Raw genomic sequence first — 20546 nt, 5'->3', positions numbered from 1 at the left:
TGTGGCGCATCGATGCCGACAGCTCCCGACCGCTGTCGTCAGGAGCCCCTCCACGAGTCGGCACCATGCCGGCCCGGATGCGGCCATGTTGCACTCGCCATGTGATGGTTCGGTGGGAGCGCGGTGAGTTTTCCGTGAACGGCGGCGGCGGCGCGGAAAGACGCAGAGCATGCCCGCTAACCGCAACTGCACGCTGCGCTAACTCGCAGCTGACATCGCGCCTGTCTCCTGGTGCCGGCCGATCGTTCGGCCCACGTACACGGCCGCAGCGGCCAGGAATGCGCCTCGATGACTCACCGCCATCTTCTGCATTGCCTCCGCGCATGCGCGATCGCAGCGCTCGTACCGGCAACGGCCTTCGCGCAACCGCAGCCGACCCTGGAGGACATCCACGACAAGCAGCGACGGCAGGAGCAGCAGCCCCAGGCGACGCAGCCGGACGCATCGGTCGAGGAAATCCTCGTCACCGGCACGTCCGTGACCACCGCGATCGATCAGGCGCGCTTCTCCGAATCGATCATGGACGTTCTGGACGCGGAGGACTTCGCCGTCACCGGCGACTCCGGAGTGGTGGACGCACTGGCACGAGTCACCGGCGTGACGACGGTCGGCGACAAGTACGTGTTCGTACGCGGCCTGGCCGAGCGCTACTCGAACACGCTCTTCAACTTCGCCAACCTTCCCAGCCCCGATCCCGTACGCCGCGTCGTGCCGCTCGATCTGTTTCCGGCCGGCGTCATGGAGCAGCTCAGCGTCCAGAAGACGTACGCGCCTTATCTCCCTGCCGAATTCTCCGGTGGCTCGGTCCAACTGACGACCCGCGCAATTCCACGCGAGCGCATGTTTCGCCTCAGCCTCTCCACCGACTTCAACGACCAGACCACGTTCACCGACAAGACCTGGCTCGAAGGCAGCAGCACGGACTGGTCCGGCTTCGACGGCGACCACCGCGATCTTCCGGCAGGCGTGCCCGAAGGAACGGACCCACTGGACGGCCTGTCCGCGGAGAAGCAGCGCGAGATCGGCCTGGCCCTGCGGCGCGAATACGATCTGCGCGAGCTGACGCTCCCGCCGGGCTTCAAGCTGGCCAGCGCCTACGCCAACCGCTTCGACACGCGCATCGGCGACATGGGCTTCATCCTCGGGTTGCAGGCCGAGGACGACTGGCAGTATCGCAAGGAGCACCGGCAGATCGCGGTCGACGAGATCGGAACCATCGGCGACCGCACTACGCAGAAGGAGACCGAGAACACCATCCAGTACTCGATCCTCGGCTCCGGCGAGTGGAGCCCGCTCGATTCGCATCGGCTCAAGGGCACGCTCTTCTACACGCATCTGACGAGCAAGCGCTTCATTCGCGAGGATCCGCGCTACTCCAACGACAACGACCGCTACTTCTACGTCGAGACCAGCGAATGGGAGCAGCAGTCGCTGCTGACCGCGCAGCTCGAGGGCGATCATTCCTTCTCGCTGCTCGGCGACCTCGGCGCCCGCTGGGGCCTTACCTACGCCACCGCCGAACGCGTCAAGCCCGATACCCGCCAGTACACGTTCGACGCCGCACGCAATAAAGGATGCACGGACGCGGCCGACCGCCCGAGCGGCCGCCCCTCGTGCATCGACCCGACCGGCCTGAGCACGGACGTCAGCAACCAGCGCACGTGGGAGGATCTGTCCGACAACGCGTGGGACGCGCACCTGGACCTGGAGCGGCCGTTCAAGCTGAGCAGCGCCATCCTCTCGACGCTCAAAGGCGGCGCCAAGTACTACAACAAGCAGAGGCAGTCCGAGCAGCGGCGCTTCCGCTTCCTGCCGCTGCTTTCACCGGACGACTATGTCGGGCTCCCGGTGGACGACGCCTTCGCCGACGACAAGATCGGCCCACCGAACGGATGGCTGCTGTTCAACACCACCACGCCCACCGACATCTATGAAGGGCAGGAAGACATCCTGGGAGTGTTCCTGCAGACCGACATCGAGCTTGGCGATCAGTGGCGGCTGACGGGCGGCGCGCGCTGGGAGACCTCGACGCAAAGCATCGACATGCCGCTGTTTCCCGAGGCGAACGCCGAGCTCCGACACGACGGCTTCTTCCCTGCGGCCGAGCTGACGTGGTTGTTCCGGGAGGACATGCAGCTCCGCGCCGCGTGGAGCCAGACGGTGAACCGGCCCGACCTGCGCGAGCTGTCGGCGGCCGAGTACATCGATCCCGAGGACCGCAACATCTACTTCGGCAATTCGAACCTGCAGGTGGCGGAGCTGACCAACTACGACCTTCGCTGGGAGTGGTACCACGACACCAGCGACAGCGTGCAACTGGCGTTCTTCTACAAAGACCTGAAGAGCCCCATCGAAGAGCGCTATCTGACCTCCGGCAGCCGCCGCACCTGGGAGAACGCCGACCAGGGATGGCTCTACGGCATCGAGCTCGCATTCCGGCAGAGCCTGCATCCGCTGGGCCGTCATTTCGAGAACTTCCATGTCCGCGCCAACGGCTCCTGGATCCAGTCGGAGGTCGAGGTGCCGGTCAGTGCCGACGTCATCGACAAGCGGCCGCTGCAAGGGCAGTCGGACTGGATCGTCAACGCGCAGCTTACCTATGACGACCTGCCGCGCGCGCTGCAGGCGACGCTGGCCTTCAACATGGCCGGACCGCGCATCGACGCCGTCGGCGACCCGCTCAACGGCCTCGACGATCTCGAGGAGCAGTCCTTTCCCGTTCTCGATTTCGTCCTGAAGAAGACGCTGACCGTCTTCGACCATGATCTCGACTTCACCCTCAAGGCCAGGAACCTGATCAACGCACGGCACGAGTTCACGCGCGACGGCGTCACCGAGCGCGGCTACTACGACGGGCGGACGTTCACGATCGAGCTGGCCAAGGACTTTTGAGGATGAGGCGTGACGGACGAACAGGCACCGACGATGTTCGTCGGAACGGCAGCGGAGGCGCTGCGCGGGTGGCCGGGGCGGCCTCGCAAAACGAAGCACCCGAAAATGTAGCGTGCGACGGTCCCAGATCCTGTCCGCGAACGCACTCGCCTCCGCCTCGAGGGTGCGGCCGTCCGATCGGCCGCACCCTCGGACGGCTCCACCCGTCGCGCACCGACGAGGCGCTCCGCTGCATCGAGCGCACGGTCCGGATTCGGCATGCGGCAACGGCAGGCCGACACCGCTGCAGTCGCCTCTCCGCTAGTTGCGTGCGCCGTCTGCACTCCCCATCCGCGTTGGAATTCGAGGTCGAGGCTCGCGAATGACGTCCTCCTCGACTATCGCGATGCGCTTTCGAAACGTCCGGAAGTCCATGAAAACGCCCTGCATGAGGCCTGCCAGAAGGAAGTCATGATTCGTCACCCTTTGAACATCCGATCCACAATCGCTGTTGCCACACTATTGGTTGCGCTCCAGAGCAGCGCCTCCCACGCGCAGCAGCAGGAATGCGAGACCTTCGATCCATGCCTGGTCGGTGTCTGCCTGAACGATGGCACCTGCGAAACGAGCCCCGGAAACGACGGCGATCCGTGCGACACGTTCAACGACTGCACGACCGGCACGTGCATGGACGGCGAATGTCAGGAGACCCCGGCCAACAACGGCGGCGCCTGCGAATCAACCGACCCATGCGCCGAGGAGGAGGGAACGTGCGCCGCAGGCGAATGCGTCTCGGATGCTCTTCCGAACGGCGCAGATTGCCGCCCAGGCTCGCTCGGTCCCTGCTTCGTCGGCACGTGTACGCAGATCGCGTCCACCATGTTCTGCCTTCCCGAGCCCAAGTGCCCCGGCGAGAGCAACGCATGCCAGTACAACTGCAACGTGGTGACCGGCGAGTGTGAATCGACGCCCACGGGCGTCTGCGACACGGCCTGCACGACGGCCACGTGCGTGCCGGAAGACGACTTCGAGTACACGTGCACCAACGAACAGGACAAGCCCGACGACACCCCGTGCTTCGACTTCAACTCGTGCAACGGGAACCAGGATACCTGCCAGTCGGGCGTCTGCACCGGCGACGGTTCGCCCGCACACGAATGCGGCAACGGGGCCGTCGAAGCGCCCGAGGAATGCGACGACGGCGACACGGAGTTCCAGGAAGGCGAGTCGTGTGATGCGGCTTGCCAGCTCGTACCGTGCGGCAAGCCGACCAACTCCTCGGGCGTGAGGCCGAAGGCATCGGATGCGCTGTTTGCGCTGAAGTCGGCCGTGGGTTCGGAGACCTGCGATCTCGCGGTCTGCGACGTCAACGACAGCGGGGGCATCACGGCGGCAGACGCGCTGATCATCTTGAAGAGCGCCGTCGGAGGAGACGTATCGCTGGACTGCCCGGCTGCGTGAGTCGCGGAAGAGCGAAGCGGAAGACGAGTCCAGCGGCGCTCGCGCCCGACGGCCGACGGCCGTTGCGCCGCCGGCGCGTCTCGCGCCGGCGGGTTGAACGCGGCGCGCCTCGGCGCGGGCGTGGAGAATGGATCGGGCCGCCCGACGAGTGCAGGTCTCGTCGGGCGCCGCGCCCGTGCGGCCGGTCGCGCAGCTAGCGCCGGCGCTCTTCCAGCAGGCGCTGCACGGTGACCATGTCGCCCTTCTGCAGCCGGAAGTCTTCCCACTCCTCGGGCGCGCGCGTGGCGGTGTCGAAGCGCCACAGACGCCGTCCGGTGGGCGCAAAGCGGCTGACGGTGAGAACGCCGAGCGACCACTTGCGGTCCGGGTGGCGGAAGCCGCCCGCCACCTCCAGAACCTTGGCGACCGTGGCCGGCGCCGGCACCGCCACCCGCCCGCAGCGGTCGACCGAGCCAGACACGATCACTTCGATCGGCTCCGATTCCGCACGATTGGACTGGTCCCGGTTCCGAGGCTGTTCCGTCATGCGTGCATTCCCTCCGCGCGTTTGTCGCGCCCGAAGTACTGCGCTGCACTTGCTGCTTCAATCGCTTTCGCTTCGTCCGGCCCCGACCGGCCCTGCATCTGCACATCTGTCCACAGCCCGCGATCGCAGCACCGGCGTGCGATGACGCGCCGCAAATTCACGCCGCACCGTCGTTTGCGGCCTCGCTCGCTGGAAATGCGGCGTGTGCGGCCGCCGGGCCGGTGATCGCCGCGCGAGCCGCCGCCGCCACGGCGCGCGGCGCGTGCAAAGGGAGGGCGCGCCGCGGCGCGCGTCGCTCAGCCGATCTTGTCGAGCCAGCCGAGAACCGTCCGGATGGCGAATCCGGTGCCGCCGCGCGGCGTGTAGGGCAGCGCCCGGTCCGTCCACGCCGGGCCGGCGATGTCGAGATGCGCCCACTTGTTCTTGCCGACGAAGTGGCGAAGGAACAGCGCCGCCGCGATGGTTCCGGCATAGCCGCCGCCGATGTTCTTGATGTCGGCGATGGGCGAGCGGATCTCTTCGGCGTAATCCTCGACGAGCGGGAGCTGCCAGAGACCCTCTCCCGCTTCCCTGCCGATGGCGATCAGATCATCCACCAGCGCCTGATCCGTTCCCATGATGCCGCCGATGCGCAGGCCCAGCGCCACCATGCAGGCGCCGGTCAGGGTGGCGGCGTCCACGATGTAGTCGGGCTCGATCTCGCCTGCCAGACAAAGGGCATCGGCCAGCACCAGGCGACCTTCGGCGTCGGTGTTGAGGACTTCGGCGGTGACGCCGTTGCGATAGCGGATGATGTCGCCGGGCTTCTGCGCGTTCTGGCCGGGCATGTTCTCGGCGCTGGCGACGAAGCCGTGCACCTCCACGGCCGGCTCCAGCGCCGGCAGCGCGCGCATCACCGCCAGCACCAGCGCCGCGCCGGACATGTCCATCTTCATGGTTTCCATCGACTTGGCCGGCTTCAGCGAGAGGCCGCCGGAGTCGAAGGTGATGCCCTTGCCGATCAGCGCGACGCGGGCGCGCGCCCGGCGCCGCGGCTTGTAGACCAGCTTGATCAGCGCGCCCGAGTTCTTGCTTCCCGAGGAGACGGCGATGATGCCGTTCATCTTCTCGCGCCGCAGCCGCTCGCCCTGCCACACGTCGCAGCGCAGGCGGCCGTTGCCGCGCGCGATCTGCCGCGCGACCGACGCGAGGTATCCGGGCGGCTTGGCCGTCGGCATCTCGTTGACGAGGTCGCGCGCGAAGAAGACGGCGTCGCAGACCTCCTGCGCGTAGGCGAGCGTCTCGGCAGCGCGCCCGCTCTCGGACAGCGATGGCGACGTTACGCTGATGGCGCGCGGGCCGCCGTAGCTCGTCTCGCTCTTCCTGGTCTTGTACTTTTCGTAGCTGTAGCCGGTCAGGCCGATGCCCTCGACGACCGGACCGAGCACGTCCAGCGGTCTGGCCGCATCGTCGAGAGCGAAAGCGAAGGTCGCGGCGCGCGAAACGGTGGCGGCGTTGCGCGCCGAGGACGCCGCGCGCCGCCAGCTGTCGGCGGTGTCGCCCTTGCCGACGCCCACCAACGCCACGTCGCGGTCGCCGAGCTGGACGATCATCGAGGAGTTGACCTTGCCCTTGAAGGACAGCCGCCTGGCGCGCGCGGTGATCGTGTCGCGCTCGTCCTTGCCGAACTCGGTGACGGCGCCCTTGAGCTCCTGCCCGTCGACCACGCCGATGGCGACCAGATCGGCCTGGACCTGCGATGCCTTCCTGCGAACCAGCTTGATGCTCATTCTTCCTCTATAGCGTGGTCGCGCGCACCGGGACAGACGGCTGCAATGCGGCGACGGCGCCGCTCAATGCTCGTCCTCGTCGACGATGTCGTCGTCGCTGCCGCTCAGGCGCGCGCTCCAGAAGGTGCCTTTGCCCCAATACCAGATCGCCGCTCCGGCGATGGCGTAGACCGCCACGCCCTCGACCAGTCCCGCACCGCCGCCCCACAGGAAAAGAGTCAACACCGCTACGGTCGCGAAGATGGCGACTGCCTGCTCGATGCGCTTCTCGCGCAGCCGGGCGCGGGCGACGTGCTCGGTCACCATCGTGCCGCAGGCAGGACAGCGGCCGCCGGTCTTGCGCACCAGCGGCTTGTCGCACTGCGGACAGTCGATGCGGGTGACGTACGGCATGGGCGCCGCCCGTTGTACGGCAAAACGGCGCCGGCCGGAACGACGCCGGTCAGTTCGCCAGGCGCTGCTCTTCCGGCCACGCCAGCTCGGCGTCGGCCTCGCCCTCCTCGTGCTGCGGCGATTCGGCCGGCACGATGCGCGCGGCCGTTCGAGTCTCGGCCATCTCGTCGTGCCGCCGCACGCGTCGCACGCGCTTCTCCTTGTCACGCCATGCCAGCAGACCCTGACGGACGTAGTCGGGATTCATGCCGAGCAGCATGCAGACGTTGTTGAAGGAGAACACGCCGCGATCGTCTTCGGAGTCGATCCAGCTTTCGGCATCGAGGAAGAGCTGGCGGCGTTTGGAGTCGCGTGCGTGCAGATGCTTCTGGAAGCACTCGACGGCGTCCTGAATCAGCGCAACGAGCAGACGATGCTCGCCGGAAGGAAACTTCTTGCGCTTGATCTGTGCGAAATGCTGCGAAGGAAGGACGATGTCCGGCTCGAAAACGTCGGGCTGACGATCGTCGGACTGATAGCGACCACGGTCGCGGGCTCCCACCATCTCACACCTCCACATCCAGAAGCCGAGCGAGCCCACTCGGTCTTCACCCAGACCTCATCCGCCGGACGACCACCCCGCCCACCTTGCGATGGCCGCTTTCGTCCGCGCCGTATCGACCCGTGGCTGCAGCCCCCTCGGCCCCCAGCCGTCGATGCGCGGAGAATGCCACACAAATTCGCGCTAGGGCAAAGAGATGCGAGCAGACCTCGTGCACTTGTGCACGCGCGGCCGTGTGGGGGTGCCACGTCGCGCGGCCGACCGTCAGACCACGAAGCTCTCGCCACACCCGCACGTCTTCTTGACGTTCGGGTTCTCGAGCTGAAAGCCGGCATTGGTGAGCGACTCGGCGTAGTCGACCTGGGTTCCGACGAGGTACAGGTAACTGCGGCGGTCGACGTAGAGCCTGCCGCCGCCGGCCTCGAAGACCTTGTCGCCCTTCTTCTCGTTGTCGAGCTCGATCTTGTACTGCAGGCCCGAGCAGCCGCCGCCGACGACCTTGATGCGCAGGCCGCTGACGGGCTTCTCGGAGCTCGCGGCGAGCTCCTGGATGCGGCTGCCGGCTCTTTCGGTGATGGTGATCATGCTCCTTCTCGCGCCGCCTGGGCGTCGGGCAGGTTGCGGCCGGGCCTGTAGAACGGCGACAGCGACCGCAGCCGCGTCACCTCGGCGACCACACGCCCTATAGCGTAGTCGATCTCCTCTTCGGTGTTGAATCGCCCGATCCCGAAACGGATCGAGGAATGGGCCATCTCGTCGCGCACGCCGAGCGACCGCAGCACATAGGAAGGCTCGAGCGTGGCCGAGCTGCAGGCCGATCCCGAAGAGACGGCGATCTCGCGCAGCCCCAGCATGAGGGATTCGCCTTCCACGTGCGCGAAGCTGACGTTGAGATTGCCAGGCAGGCGCCGCTCGAGGTCGCCGTTGAGAACGAGCTGATCCAGGCCTTCCCACAGCCCGCGCCGCAGGCGTTCGCGAAGGGCCACCACGCGCGCGTTCTCGGTATCGCGCTCGGCCACGGCGATCTCGAGCGCCGCGCCCATGCCGACGATGGCCGCGACGTTGAGCGTGCCCGAGCGCATGCCGCGCTCGTGCCCGCCTCCGTCGATCTGCGCCTGCAGCCGCACGCGCGGGTTCCTGCTGCGTACGTAGAGCGCTCCGACGCCCTTGGGCCCGTAGATCTTGTGCGCCGACATCGAGAGCAGGTCGATCTTCATCTGCCCTACGTCGATGGGAAGACGACCCGCGGTCTGTGCGGCGTCGCAGTGGAAGAGCACGCCACGACGGCGGCAGACCTCGCCGACCGCCTCGACCGGCTGAACGGTGCCGATTTCGTTGTTGGCGTGCATCACCGAGACCAGAACGGTGTCGGGCTTAATGGCCGCCTCCAGCGCCGAGAGATCCAGCAGACCGTCGGCGCGCGGCTTCAGGCGCGTCACGCGGGCGGCGCCGTCGCGCTCGAGCGCCTTGCAGGAGTCGAGGACGGCCTTGTGCTCGGTGGCCATCGTGACGATGTGACGGCCCCTCTCGCGAAGGAACGGCAGCACCCCCTTGATGGCAAGATTGTCGGACTCGGTGGCGCCGCTGGTCCAGACGATTTCGCGCGGCTCGGCGCCGACGGCGGCGGCGACCTGCTTGCGCGCCTTCTCGACGCCCTCCTCGGCCTCCCAGCCGAACGCGTGCGTGCGGCTGGCGGCGTTGCCGAAACGGTCGGTCAGGTAGGGCATCATCGCCTCGAGCACGCGCGGGTCGAGCGGCGTGGTCGAGTGATGGTCGAGGTAGATGCGAGGTGCGGCCACGAAGTACCTTAACCCACACCGGACCCGGCGCAATGGCCGTGCCTCGCCTGGGCGTGCGCCGAACGCCCAGGGAAACGACCAGCCGGCGCGCCTGCGTCGGCGTGCCTGCGGCGGCGTGCCACCGCAGCGGCGCGCCGTGGTGGTCTGGGACGAGGTTGCGTGGTAGGCGCAGGGATGCACAGCATTTCCGCCGCCCTCGTCTTTTCGATCCTCGTGGCCCTTTCGACCGTCGGCGCCTCGCGCGCCGAGCAGCCGCCGGCCCCTGCGGCGGCGGCGCCCGCTGCCGCGCCCATGTCACTGACGCCCGGCGGCGCCTACGACGTCGTCGCGGTGCAGTCGTCGGACATGGGGTGGAACGCGATCCGCTATCACCGTCACACCGGCAAGGCCTCCAAGCTGCAGAGCGGGTACTGGGTCGAGATTCCCGATTCTTCCGAGCTGCCGCGCTCGGAGTACCGCGTCGTGATCGTTCCTTTGCGTGACGATTGGGGCGCCGTGCGCCTCGACGTCCATAGCGGCCAGTCGTGGGTTGCGGCGCCCGAGGGATGGCAGCCGGTCAAGGACGGGCAGCCGCCGTCGCCCGCCGAGTAATCGGCGCCCGATCGCAGCCGCCTCCGCGGCCGGATCGTCTACGCCGCCAGCACCGCTTCTTCGCACCGCACAGTGAGCCTACGCGGCCAGCACCGCTTCTTCGCACAGTGAGCCTACGCGGCCAGCACCGCCGCGTTCGCAGGCAGAACGATCACGCCGCCAGCGACGGCAGCGCGTCGCGCAGGAAGCGCCCGGTGTGGGAGACCTCGCATGCGGCGACCTCCTCGGGCGTTCCCTCCACCACGATCTCGCCCCCGCCGCTGCCGCCTTCGGGCCCCAGATCGATGACCCAATCGGCCGTCTTGATGACGTCCAGCTGGTGCTCGATCACGATGATGGTGTTGCCGGAGTCGGCCAGCATGCCGAGCACCTCCATCAGTCGCCGCACGTCGGCGAAGTGCAGGCCGGTGGTGGGCTCGTCCAGGATATAGAGCGTGCGGCCGGTGGCCCGCTTCGCCAGTTCCTTCGACAGCTTGATCCGCTGCGCCTCTCCGCCCGACAGCGTGGTGGCCGCCTGGCCGAGATGGATGTAGTCGAGGCCGACGGCCGCCAGCGTCTCGAGCTTTCGCCTGGCCGTGGGGATCGACGAAAGGAAATCGAGCGCCTCGGCCACCGTAAGGTCGAGCACGTCGGCGATGCTCTTGCCCTTGAAGCGGACCTCGAGCGTCTCTCGGTTGTAGCGGCGTCCCTGGCAGACCTCGCACAGGACGTAGACGTCCGGAAGGAAATGCATCTCGACTCGGATCATCCCGTCGCCGCAGCAGGCCTCGCAGCGCCCGCCTTCGACATTGAAGGAGAAGCGGCCCGGTGTGTAGCCGCGCATGCGCGCTTCGGGGAGCATCGCGAAAAGGTCGCGGATGTCGGTGAAGAGGCCGGTGTAGGTGGCGGCGTTGGAGCGCGGCGTGCGGCCGATCGGCGTCTGGTCGATGTCGATGACCTTGTCGATGTTCTCGATGCCTTCGATCGCGTCGTGCGCGCCCACCTCGTGCGACGCTCCGTGCAGACGGTTGGCGAGAGCGGCATAAAGCGTGTCGATGACGAGCGAACTCTTGCCCGATCCGGAAACTCCGGTCACGCACGTGATGCAGCCGAGCGGGAACCGGGCCTCGATGCCGCGCAGGTTGTGATGGCGGGCGCCGCGCACGCGGATGCTTTCGCCGGATCCGGCGCGCCGCAGCGAAGGCACCTCGATGCGCTCGGCGCCGCACAGGAAGCGTCCGGTGAGCGACTCGGCGTTGGCCATCACCTGCTTGCACGAGCCTTGCGCCACCACGCGGCCGCCGTGCTTGGCGGCGCCGGGGCCGAGATCGATCAGGTGGTCGGCTGCCAGCATCGTGTCCGCGTCGTGCTCAACCACGAGAACCGTGTTGCCGCGATCGGTGAGCGCGCGAAGGCTCGCCAGCAGGCGCGCGTTGTCGCGCTGATGCAGGCCGATGCTCGGCTCGTCCAGCACGTACAGGACACCGGTCAGGCCGGCGCCGATCTGCGTGGCCAGCCGGATGCGCTGGCTCTCGCCGCCCGACAGCGTGCCGGTGGGACGGTCCAGCGTGAGGTAGGACAGGCCGACGCCGAGCAGGAAGTGCAACCGCTCGGTGATTTCGCGCAGCACGAGCTTGGAGACCTCGGCCTCGCGCTTGGAGAGCGAGAGGTGATCGAGAAACGCCGCAGCTTCATCGAGCGGCATCGCCGACAGCTCGTGAATGGCCTTGCCGCCGATGCGCACCGAGCGTGCCTCGCGGCGCAGGCGCATGCCGCCGCAGCCCTCGCACGGCTTCTCCGACATGTACGGCTCGAGCTCCGAGCGCACCCACTCCGAGTCCGACTCGCGGTAGCGTTTGGTCAGCACCGGCACGACGCCGGCGAACGCACGCATGGTGCCGCGGCCGACGGCCAGGCGCTTGTCGCCGGTGCCGAACAGTATCTGCTGCTGCGCCTGCTCCGGCAGATCCTGCCAGGCCGTGTCCCTGGCGCAGCCATGCTGCTTGGCAATCGCTCGCGTTGCCCATGAGTATTTGTCGGCGACGCGGCGGTTCCAGCCCGCCAGCGCGCCTTCCTCGATCGGCTGCGAAGGCTTGACGACCAGACGCTCAGGATCGAACGAGGCCGTGCGACCGAGGCCGTTGCAGTCCGGACACGAGCCGTGCGGGCTGTTGAACGAGAACAGGCGCGGGCTGATCTCGGCGAACGAGATGCCGCAGATCGCGCACGCGAAGCGCTGGCTGAAGTTCTCGTCGCCTTCCTCGCCATCAGGGCCGGTCCAGTGCGCGACGATGCTCTGCTCGGCAAGCCGCAGGCCGACGCCGATGGAGTCGGTCAGGCGCTTGTCGACCCCGGGACGCAGCACCAGGCGGTCGACGACGACTTCGACCGTGTGGTGCTGGGTGCGCGACATCTTGATGTCTTCCGACAGGTCGTGCATGACGCCGTCGACGCGCACGCGCAGAAAACCCTGCTTCTTGAGATCCTGCAGCTCCTTCTTGTACTCGCCCTTGCGGCCTCGGACGATGGGCGCCAGGATCTCGACCTTGCTGCGCGCCGGCAGCTCCAGGATGCGCGCGGCGATCTGGCCGACGCTCTGCGAGGAGATCTCGCGATTGCACTGGTAGCAGTGCGGCCGGCCGATGGTGGCGTAGAGCAGCCGCAGATAATCGTAGACTTCGGTCATCGTGCCGACCGTGGAGCGCGGGCTCTTGGTCGTCGTCTTCTGCTCGATGGATATGGCCGGCGAGAGGCCTTCGATCGAGTCGACGTCGGGCTTCTCCATCTGCTCGAGGAACTGGCGCGCGTAGGCCGACAGCGACTCGACGTACCGGCGCTGGCCCTCGGCGTAGATGGTGTCGAACGCCAGCGAAGACTTTCCCGACCCCGACAGTCCGGTCACCACGACGAAGCGGTCGCGCGGAATGTCGAGATCCAGGTTCTTGAGGTTGTGCTGGCGCGCGCCGCGAATGACGATGGAATCCATATCGAACGGGTCACGTCTTGAAGCGGCGGTGCTTACCCCGGTGGGCAGAAACCCGCAGCTTCGAGACCTGAGCCCAATCTCCGCAGCTCGGTTCGTACCAGCGCCTCGTACTGGCGCAGGCTCTCTTCGTCGGCGGCTTCGAAGCGCAGCACCAGGATCGGCTGCGTGTTGGACGCGCGCACCAGGCCCCAGCCTTTTTCGAACTTCACGCGCACCCCGTCGACGTCGACGATGGGATAGCCCATCTCGCGGAAGCGCGCCTGCGCAGCGGCGGCCACCTTGAACTTGACGTCGTCGGGGCAGTCCACGCGGATCTCGGGCGTGTAGACCGCGTGCGGAAGGTCGGAGAGGATCTCGGCCAGACGCTTGCCGCCGCGTGCCAGGATCTCGATCATGCGCGCACCGGCGTAGATCGCGTCGTCGAAGCCGAAGTAACGGTCGGCGAAGAAGAGATGCCCGCTCATCTCGCCGCCGAGCACGGCCCCGGTCTCGCGCATCTTGGCCTTGAGCAGCGAGTGCCCGGCCTTCCACATGATGCCCACGCCGCCGTTGGCCTCGATGTCGTCGTAGAGGCGCTGCGAGCACTTCACTTCCGAGACCACCGTGGCGCCAGGCCTGCGCGCAAGGATGTCGCGCGCGAACACCACCAGCATCTCGTCTCCCCAGATGATGCGGCCCGTTTCGTCCACGACGCCGATGCGGTCGGCGTCGCCGTCGAAGGCGATGCCGAGGTCGGCGCCGGTCTCGCGCACCTTGGCGATCAGCTCGCCGACATTCTCCTCGACCGTCGGATCGGCATGGTGGTTGGGGAAGCGCCCGTCGGGCTCGCTGTACAGGTCGATGACCTCGCAGCCCATGCCGCGATAGACCCCGGGCGCGACCGGGCCCGCAGTGCCGTTGCCCGAATCCACCACCACCTTGACGCCCTGGCCGCAGCGTCCGAAGTGCTCGGACAGGAAGCCCTGATAGGCCGCGACGATCGGGTAGCTCTCCTCGCTTCCTGCGCCTTCGCGGAACTGTCCTTCCTCGATGCGGCGCGCGAGATCCTTGATGTCGCCGCCGTGGATCGTCGTCTTGCCGATGACGATCTTGAAGCCGTTGTGATCGGGCGGGTTGTGGCTGCCGGTGATCTGGATGCCGGCTTCCAGATCCAGGTGGTGGACCGCGAAGTAGAGCAGCGGCGTCGGACACAGGCCCACGTCCACGACGTCGATGCCGGTGGCGCGAAGCGCGTTCTTCATTGCGGCGTGGAAGGCCGGGCTGGTGACGCGGCAGTCGCGCCCGACGGCAGCGCGCGAGATGCCCTGGTCGAGGAGCTTGCTGCCGTAGGCTCGCCCGAGCGCGAAGGCGAACTCCTCGTCGTAGTCGGTGCCGGCCACGCCGCGGATGTCGTACTCGCGATAGATCTGCGGATTCAGCTTCACCGGCGCGCGGCTCCTCGCTTGATCGTTCCTGGTGCGCGCGCGGCGACCGATCGTGCGGGCGCGCGCGTCGCGGCCGAGCGTTCGGCCATGGCGGCCGCGAGCAGGATGGCGGCCTCCATGCTGTCGGCGCTTGCGCGGCCGCTGCCGGCAAGGTCGTAGGCGGTGCCGTGATCAGGCGACGTGCGCAGGAATGGAAGTCCCATCGAGATGTTCACGGCGTGCCGGAAGTCGACCAGCTTGAGCGGGATCAATGCCTGGTCGTGATACATGCAAAGCACGGCATCGTAGTCACCGGCTACCACTGCCGCAAATAACGTGTCGGCGGGAAACGGGCCGCTGGCATCGATTCCGGCGCGACGCAGACGCGCCACGGCGGGCGCGATGACGCGCGCTTCCTCGTCGCCGAACAGGCCGCCTTCGCCGGCGTGCGGATTGAGCGCCGCCACCGCAAGCCGCGGCTTCTTCAGACCGTGAAACGCCCGCAGATGCTCGTCGGCGACGCGGCCGGCCTTGACGATGCGGGCGACGTCCAGGATCTGCGGGACGCGAGCGATGGCGACGTGCGTGGTCACGAGCACGACGCGCAGCCTCGGCCCGGCCAGCATCATCGTCGCCGGCGTGCCCGCCAGCTCCGACAGGTATTCGGTGTGTCCGTCGTAGGGATGGCCCGCGCGGTTGAGCCACAGCTTGCTGAGCGGCGCCGTGGCCAGCGCCGCGTGCTCGCCGGCGGCGGTGGCGCGGGCGGCGGCGTCCAGAAAACGGAACGCCGCCTCGCCGCAGCGCTTGCCCGGCCTGGGCAGCGCGGCATCGACGGGGAGCGACGTCACCGGCACGATGCGCTCGATCGCCGTGGCCGCGCCCGCACCGATGCGCCGGATCCTGCGCGCGGCCGCCATCACGCCCTCGTCGCCGTAGACGACCAGGCGGCAAGCTCGCCGCACCGCCGCGCGCGAGGCCGCTTCGACGACGATCTCGGGACCGATGCCGGCCGGATCGCCGAGGCTGACGGCGATCTGGGGCTTCACTAGCCGGCGATCCCCGACAGGTCGGTCATGAGAATCTCGACGCGATGCTCGCGGCGCAGATCCTCGCTGGCCCACTTCTCGTATCGCTCCTGCAGACGGCGCTCGTAGAGCTTCTCGCGGATCTCTTCCTTGACCTCGGCCAGCGGGCGACGCCCGCTCTTCTTGACGTCGATGAGCTTGACGATGTGGATGCCGCCGCCGCCTTCGATCGGCGCCGAGACGTCGCCTTCGTCCAGGCCCGTCAGCGCCTTCTCGAAGTAGTCGGCCATGGTGCCGCGCTCGAACTCGCCGAGCGTGCCGCCTTCGGCAGCGCCCGGGCCCTTCGAATGCTTCCTGGCAGCTTCCTCGAAATCGCTCCTGGCCTGCCTGGCCACCTCGGCGGCCTGCGCGCGCACCGCCGCCGCAGCGGCTTCATCGGCGGGAAGCGGCAGGAAGATGTCGGCCACGACCAGCTTCTCGTTCTGCTTGAAGGCCGGATCGTTCTCCCAGGCCTCCTCCACTTCCTCATCGGGCACGTTGACGCGCGACCGGATCAGAAGATTGACCAGCGCCACGCGCTGCACTTCCTCGCGCATGCGTTCGAAATAGTCCTTCCAGCTCAGGCCCACGCGCGACAGGGCCACCTCGATCTCGGCGCGGCTCTGCCCGCTCTCGCGCAGGATCCCTTCAATGTAGCGCTCGACGGTCGCGTCATCGACGCGTACGCCGTTCTTCTCGAACTCGGCCTTGAGCAGACGCCGCTCGATCATCGACTGGAGCAGCGCGCGGTTATCGTGGCGCAGCTCCTCGGGCAGGAACGGCCCTCCGGTCCTGCGATAGGCGCGCAGGTCGCCGACCGTGATGGGCTCGCCGTCGACCACCGCCACCACGCTGTTGACCGCGTTGGCCGGCGGTTTCTCCGAAGGCGCCGCGGGGCCTGCCAGCGCCGGCGCCGACGAGGCCGGCTGCTCGTCCTTGCCGAGCGGCCACATCGAGCACGCCGCCACCGTCAGCGACAGAAACGGCGCCAGCCACCACTGCGCGGAGCGCAGATGCTCGGGCAAGCGGCGACCGCCCGCGCGTCGGGCCGCGCCGGCACGAACGCCGCCGTCGGTGTCAGCGGCGCGCGCGGCGGAAGGTTTGCGCGCCAGTGGGCTCGCGTTTGCCATCCAAAGCTCCTCCTTCGCCGCCGGCCTCCAGGCGGGCCAGCAGGCGTTCAATCTCTTCGACGAGGCCGTCCCAGTCCTCGGCGACGGCATTCATCGTCAGGCCTTCGGGCCGCAGTCGGTAGCGCACCGGCTGTGCGTGGGCCAGCTTCAGCAGCAGCTCGCGCGAAACCGGCGAGCTCTCGTCGAAGCGCAAGGCGACAACGTTATCGCTGGCCTTGAGCGACACAACCCGAAGGCGACGCAGAGCCGGCCGCAACGCCATGATGCGCACGAAGTTGACGGCCTCGCGCGGCAGCGTGCCGAAGCGGTCCTCGAGCTCGTCGCGCAGCGCAGCCACGGCCTCGGCGCTCTCGGCGCCGGCCAGACGCTTGTACAGGATCAGCCGCTCGCCGATGTCCTCCGCGTACCAGTCGGGCAGGAAAGCCTCGGCCCCCAGCTCGATCTCGGGCTCCAGGCTCGCCACCGCCGGCTGCCCGCGCACTTCGGCGGTGGCCTCCTCCATCATGCGCAGGAACATGTCGAAGCCGACGGCACGGATGTGCCCCGATTGCTCCTTGCCGAGCAGGTTGCCCGCGCCGCGGATCTCCAGGTCGTGCGCCGCCAAGCGAAATCCAGCACCGAGGTCGTCCAGGTCCTGCAGCACGGCCAGGCGCTTGCGCGCGTCTTCCGTGATGCGCTCGCTCGGCACCAGCAGATAGGCGTAGGCGCGGCGATGGCTGCGCCCGACGCGGCCGCGGATCTGGTAGAGCTGGGCCAGGCCGAAGGTGTCGGCGCGGTTGACGAGGATCGTGTTGGCGTTGGGGATGTCCAGGCCCGACTCGATGATGGAGGTGCACACGAGCACGTCGCTCTTGTGCTCGAGGAACTCGACCATCACCTTCTCCAGCTCGCTTTCGTCCATCTGGCCGTGCGCCACCGCCACGCGCGCCCCCGGCACCAGCTCGCCGATGCGCCGCGCCACCATCTCGATGGACGAGACGCGGTTGTGCACGAAGAAGACCTGGCCGCCGCGCGCCAGCTCGCGCTGGATCGACTGCTGGATCAGGCCCTCGTCGTAGCGCGCGACGTAGGTTCGGATGGCCAGGCGGTCCACCGGCGGCGTTTCGATCACCGACAGGTCGCGCACGCCTGACAGCGCCAGCTGCAGCGTGCGCGGGATGGGCGTGGCCGTCAGCGTCAGCACGTCCACCTCGCGCCGCATGGCCTTGATGTGCTCCTTGGCCTTGACGCCGAACCGATGCTCCTCGTCGATCACCAGCAGGCCCAGGCGCGCGAACTTGATGTCGCGCTGCAGCAGCCGGTGCGTACCGACCACGATGTCGACCGTGCCGTCGGCCAGACCGCGCACGATCGCCTGGTTCTCGTTCTTCGAATGGAAGCGCGAGAGCATGGCGACGTTGACGGGGTAGCCGTCGAAGCGCGTCTTGAGCGTGTCGTAGTGCTGCCGCGCCAGCACCGTGGTCGGCACCAGCACGCCAACCTGCTTTCCCGCCATCGCCGCCAAATATGCCGCGCGGATGGCAACCTCGGTCTTGCCGTAGCCCACGTCGCCGCAGACGACCCGGTCCATCGGCCGCTCGCGCTCCAGATCGCCGAGGATGTCGCGGATGGCCGAGAGCTGTCCCTCGGTCTCCTCGAACGGGAAGCGTGCCTCGAACTCCTCGAAGTCGCCGCCGGGCTCGGCCCAGCCCTGGCGCGTGTGCACCTGCCGGAAGGCTTCCAGCTCGAGCAGCTCGCGCGCCATCTCCAGGATCGAGTCGCGCGCCTTGCGCTTGGCCCGCTCCCAGGCGGTGCCGCCGATCTTGTCGAGGGCCGGCTCGGCGCCCGAGGCGCCGGTGTACTTCTCGACGAGGTTGATGCGGTCGACCGGCAGGTAGTAGCGGTCGCCGCCAGCGTACTCGATGTGCAGGAAGTCGCCTTCCATGCCGGCGGCCTTCATGTGGCGCAGGCCATGGTAGCGGCCGACGCCGTGGTCGACGTGCACGATGAAGTCGTTCGGCTCCAGCTCGGCCAGGGCGCTGAGCATGCGCGAGCGGCTGGCGCGGCGGCGGCGCGGGCGCGAGCGGCGCTCGCCGAACAGCTCCTCGTCGCTGACCACCAGCAGATGGTCGGCCGCAAGAGTGAAGCCTTCGCGCAGATGACCCTCGACGAGCCAGATGTGCTTGGGGTCGCGCGCCTGCGCAATGGCGAACGTCTCGGCGCGCAGCACCTTCTCGACATCCGACAGCGACAGCAGGTGCTCGATGCGCCCGAGCTGGGTCTGGCCGCTGCACATCATGACGACGCGCAGGCCCTCGGCGCGCGCCGCGCTCAGCACCTCGACCACCGGCGCGAAGCCGCTCTCGCCACGCCGAGCTTTCACGCGCGCGCGAGCGGCGGCGATCTGCGTGTTGGTGCGGACCTCGACTCGCCAGGCTCGGTGGCCGGGCTCGCCGGCCGACTCGACGACCTCGGCGTAGTCGAGCTCGATGTGCGGGCGGCGCGCGACCAGCTCGCGCACTTCCGAGCGGCTCATGTAGAGGCGCTGCGGGTCGGGAAAGAAGCTGCCGGCGGCGCGCGCGGCCGCGGCGGCTTCGTGCAGCGACTTCTCCAATGCATCGACGGCTTCCTCGATGGCGGGAGGATCGACGGCGACCATCAGCGCGCCGGGCCGCAGGAAATCCGCGACCGTATGGCGAGCGCCCATCGCGTACGGCGCCAGCAGCTCGACGCCGGGAAAGTGGACGGCCGAGGCGAGGTATTCATCGAGGCGGCGCCGCTCCGTCGAGGGCAGCAGCAGCTCCTCGCAGCGATCGGCCACGGCGCGCCGCACCTCGGCGCCGGCCATGCGCTCCAGGGGCACCGGAAGCGAAGGCAGCACCACCAGCTCCTCGGTGGGCTGGAACGAGCGCTGATCGGCCGGATCGAACAGACGGATCGAGGCGATCCGGTCGAATTCGACTTCGACGCGCAGCGGATACTGGAACCCGGGCGGCCACACGTCGACGATGCCGCCGCGCACCGCCAGCTCGCCCGGCTCGTCCACCGTGGCGAGGCTGCGGTAGCCTGCCGTCTGCAGCTGCGCGACGAGATCCTCGAGCAGCACTTCCTCGCCGGTGACGAAGTACAGCGACGCGTCCGCCAGCGCCTGCGGCGCCATCGTCCACTGCGCCACCGCATCCACGCAGGCGACGACGATGGGCGCCTTGGCGTGCGCTAGCGCATACAGCGCCGCCGTGCGCGCGGCCTCCACGTCCGAAGTGGGGGAAACCATCTCCAGCGGCGGCGCCTCGCGCGACGGGAACAGATGCACGCGACGCGCAAGGAAGCTGTCGTCGTAGGCCTCCCCGAAGAACGCCTGCAGCTCGGCCGCAAGCTCCTCGGCGGCCTTGTCGCTGGCGGTGACCACAAGCGCAGGCCGCTCCAGCTCCGGGCGCAGGTCACCTCGTGCGCCGCCGGCCGGATCGAGAAGGCGCGCCAGCACGTAGGCAGGGGCCGAGGCCTTCAGGCCCTGGAGTCGCCAGAACAGATCCGGGAATTGCGCGAGCTCGCTGGAGAGCGCCTCGCGCAGCGCCTGCGTCGACCCTGGCAGGCTCAAGACTTCTCGAGCGTGGCGACGAGCGCGCGCAAGCCGAGCAGATAGCTGTCGGCGCCGAAGCCCATCACCTGCCCGACCGCGACGTCCGCGATGAGCGAGCGATGCCGGAACTCCTCGCGCTTGTGGATGTTGGACAGGTGGCACTCCACCGTCGGCAGGCCACAGGCGAGGACCGCGTCGCGAATGGCCACGCTGGTGTGCGTGTAGGCGCCCGGGTTGATCAGAATGCCCGCATGCGTGCCGGCCGCCTGCTGGATGCGCGTGACCAGATCGCCCTCGCCGTTGGACTGGAAGCTCTCGACCGTCCAGCCCAGCTCCTTGGCCAGCGCCGCCAGCGACGCGTCGATCTGCGCCAGCGTGGTGGTGCCGTACACCTGCGGCTCGCGCGACCCGAGCATGTTCAGGTTGGGTCCGTGGACCACCAGGATGGGCTTGTTGGCGGGCATGAAGCGTCCC

General features: G+C 68.3%; 15 protein-coding genes. 3 read left to right on the top strand and 12 right to left on the bottom strand.

Features of this window, described 5'->3' with window-relative positions:
• Nucleotides 1–288 precede the first annotated feature (288 nt).
• Complete coding sequence (locus VEC57_05095) at nucleotides 289–2892, top strand: TonB-dependent receptor (protein HYB98493.1); 2604 nt, start codon at nucleotides 289–291, stop codon at nucleotides 2890–2892.
• A gap of 501 nt (nucleotides 2893–3393) precedes the next feature.
• Entirely contained in the window at nucleotides 3394–4332 is a 939-nt protein-coding gene (locus tag VEC57_05090; protein ID HYB98492.1) for a hypothetical protein, read from the top strand.
• A 193-nt stretch (nucleotides 4333–4525) separates the two neighbouring features.
• Here the strand turns inward: VEC57_05090 and VEC57_05085 are convergent, their stop codons facing one another.
• The 6 genes from VEC57_05085 to VEC57_05060 form a co-directional block, all read right to left on the bottom strand.
• Nucleotides 4526–4792 (bottom strand): hypothetical protein, encoded by a 267-nt coding sequence (locus VEC57_05085; protein ID HYB98491.1) that lies wholly within the window; start codon nucleotides 4790–4792, stop codon nucleotides 4526–4528.
• 362 nt (nucleotides 4793–5154) lie between these two features.
• The gene (locus VEC57_05080) at nucleotides 5155–6627 is read right to left on the bottom strand and encodes a leucyl aminopeptidase (protein ID HYB98490.1); all 1473 of its coding nucleotides are present in this window, start codon (nucleotides 6625–6627) and stop codon (nucleotides 5155–5157) included.
• A 63-nt stretch (nucleotides 6628–6690) separates the two neighbouring features.
• Nucleotides 6691–7020: a hypothetical protein gene (locus VEC57_05075; GenBank protein ID HYB98489.1), complete on the bottom strand. Its 330-nt coding sequence runs from the start codon at nucleotides 7018–7020 to the stop codon at nucleotides 6691–6693.
• Nucleotides 7021–7069: 49 nt separating this feature from the next.
• Nucleotides 7070–7564: a hypothetical protein gene (locus VEC57_05070; GenBank protein ID HYB98488.1), complete on the bottom strand. Its 495-nt coding sequence runs from the start codon at nucleotides 7562–7564 to the stop codon at nucleotides 7070–7072.
• A gap of 261 nt (nucleotides 7565–7825) precedes the next feature.
• Nucleotides 7826–8146, bottom strand: a complete 321-nt coding sequence (locus VEC57_05065; GenBank protein ID HYB98487.1) for an iron-sulfur cluster assembly accessory protein — start codon at nucleotides 8144–8146, stop codon at nucleotides 7826–7828.
• The gene (locus VEC57_05060; GenBank protein ID HYB98486.1) at nucleotides 8143–9360 is read right to left on the bottom strand and encodes an IscS subfamily cysteine desulfurase; all 1218 of its coding nucleotides are present in this window, start codon (nucleotides 9358–9360) and stop codon (nucleotides 8143–8145) included. Before VEC57_05060 ends, VEC57_05065 begins: the two co-directional genes overlap by 4 nt.
• 174 nt (nucleotides 9361–9534) lie before the next feature.
• Between VEC57_05060 and VEC57_05055 the strand changes: the two genes are divergently transcribed.
• Nucleotides 9535–9951, top strand: coding sequence for a hypothetical protein (locus tag VEC57_05055; protein HYB98485.1), 417 nt, complete (start codon nucleotides 9535–9537; stop codon nucleotides 9949–9951).
• A gap of 151 nt (nucleotides 9952–10102) precedes the next feature.
• Here VEC57_05055 and uvrA read toward each other — a convergent pair whose 3' ends face one another.
• The 6 genes from uvrA to aroQ are packed head-to-tail and all read right to left on the bottom strand — an operon-like array spanning nucleotide 10103 to nucleotide 20536.
• Nucleotides 10103–12916 carry an excinuclease ABC subunit UvrA gene (gene uvrA, locus VEC57_05050; protein ID HYB98484.1) on the bottom strand — a complete coding sequence of 938 codons (2814 nt, stop codon included), beginning with the start codon at nucleotides 12914–12916 and terminating at the stop codon, nucleotides 10103–10105.
• A 32-nt stretch (nucleotides 12917–12948) separates the two neighbouring features.
• A complete protein-coding gene (locus tag VEC57_05045) occupies nucleotides 12949–14340 on the bottom strand; it encodes a phosphomannomutase/phosphoglucomutase (GenBank protein ID HYB98483.1) in 1392 nt (463 codons plus the stop codon).
• Nucleotides 14337–15365: a 4-hydroxythreonine-4-phosphate dehydrogenase PdxA gene (gene pdxA / locus VEC57_05040; protein ID HYB98482.1), complete on the bottom strand. Its 1029-nt coding sequence runs from the start codon at nucleotides 15363–15365 to the stop codon at nucleotides 14337–14339. The genes VEC57_05045 and pdxA overlap by 4 nt, the downstream gene beginning before the upstream one ends.
• The gene (locus VEC57_05035) at nucleotides 15365–16513 is read right to left on the bottom strand and encodes a peptidylprolyl isomerase (protein HYB98481.1); all 1149 of its coding nucleotides are present in this window, start codon (nucleotides 16511–16513) and stop codon (nucleotides 15365–15367) included. The genes pdxA and VEC57_05035 overlap by 1 nt, the downstream gene beginning before the upstream one ends.
• Entirely contained in the window at nucleotides 16461–20090 is a 3630-nt protein-coding gene (gene mfd, locus VEC57_05030; protein ID HYB98480.1) for a transcription-repair coupling factor, read from the bottom strand. The genes VEC57_05035 and mfd overlap by 53 nt, the downstream gene beginning before the upstream one ends.
• A complete protein-coding gene (gene aroQ / locus VEC57_05025) occupies nucleotides 20087–20536 on the bottom strand; it encodes a type II 3-dehydroquinate dehydratase (GenBank protein HYB98479.1) in 450 nt (149 codons plus the stop codon). Before aroQ ends, mfd begins: the two co-directional genes overlap by 4 nt.
• Nucleotides 20537–20546 lie beyond the last annotated feature (10 nt).

The sequence above is a fragment of the Candidatus Limnocylindrales bacterium genome (assembly GCA_035626395.1).
In the GTDB taxonomy this organism is placed as follows: Bacteria; Desulfobacterota; Binatia; order UBA1149; family CAITLU01; genus DASPNH01.
Note: the sequence above shows the minus strand (reverse complement) of the source record. Positions and strands in the feature narration are given on the sequence as shown.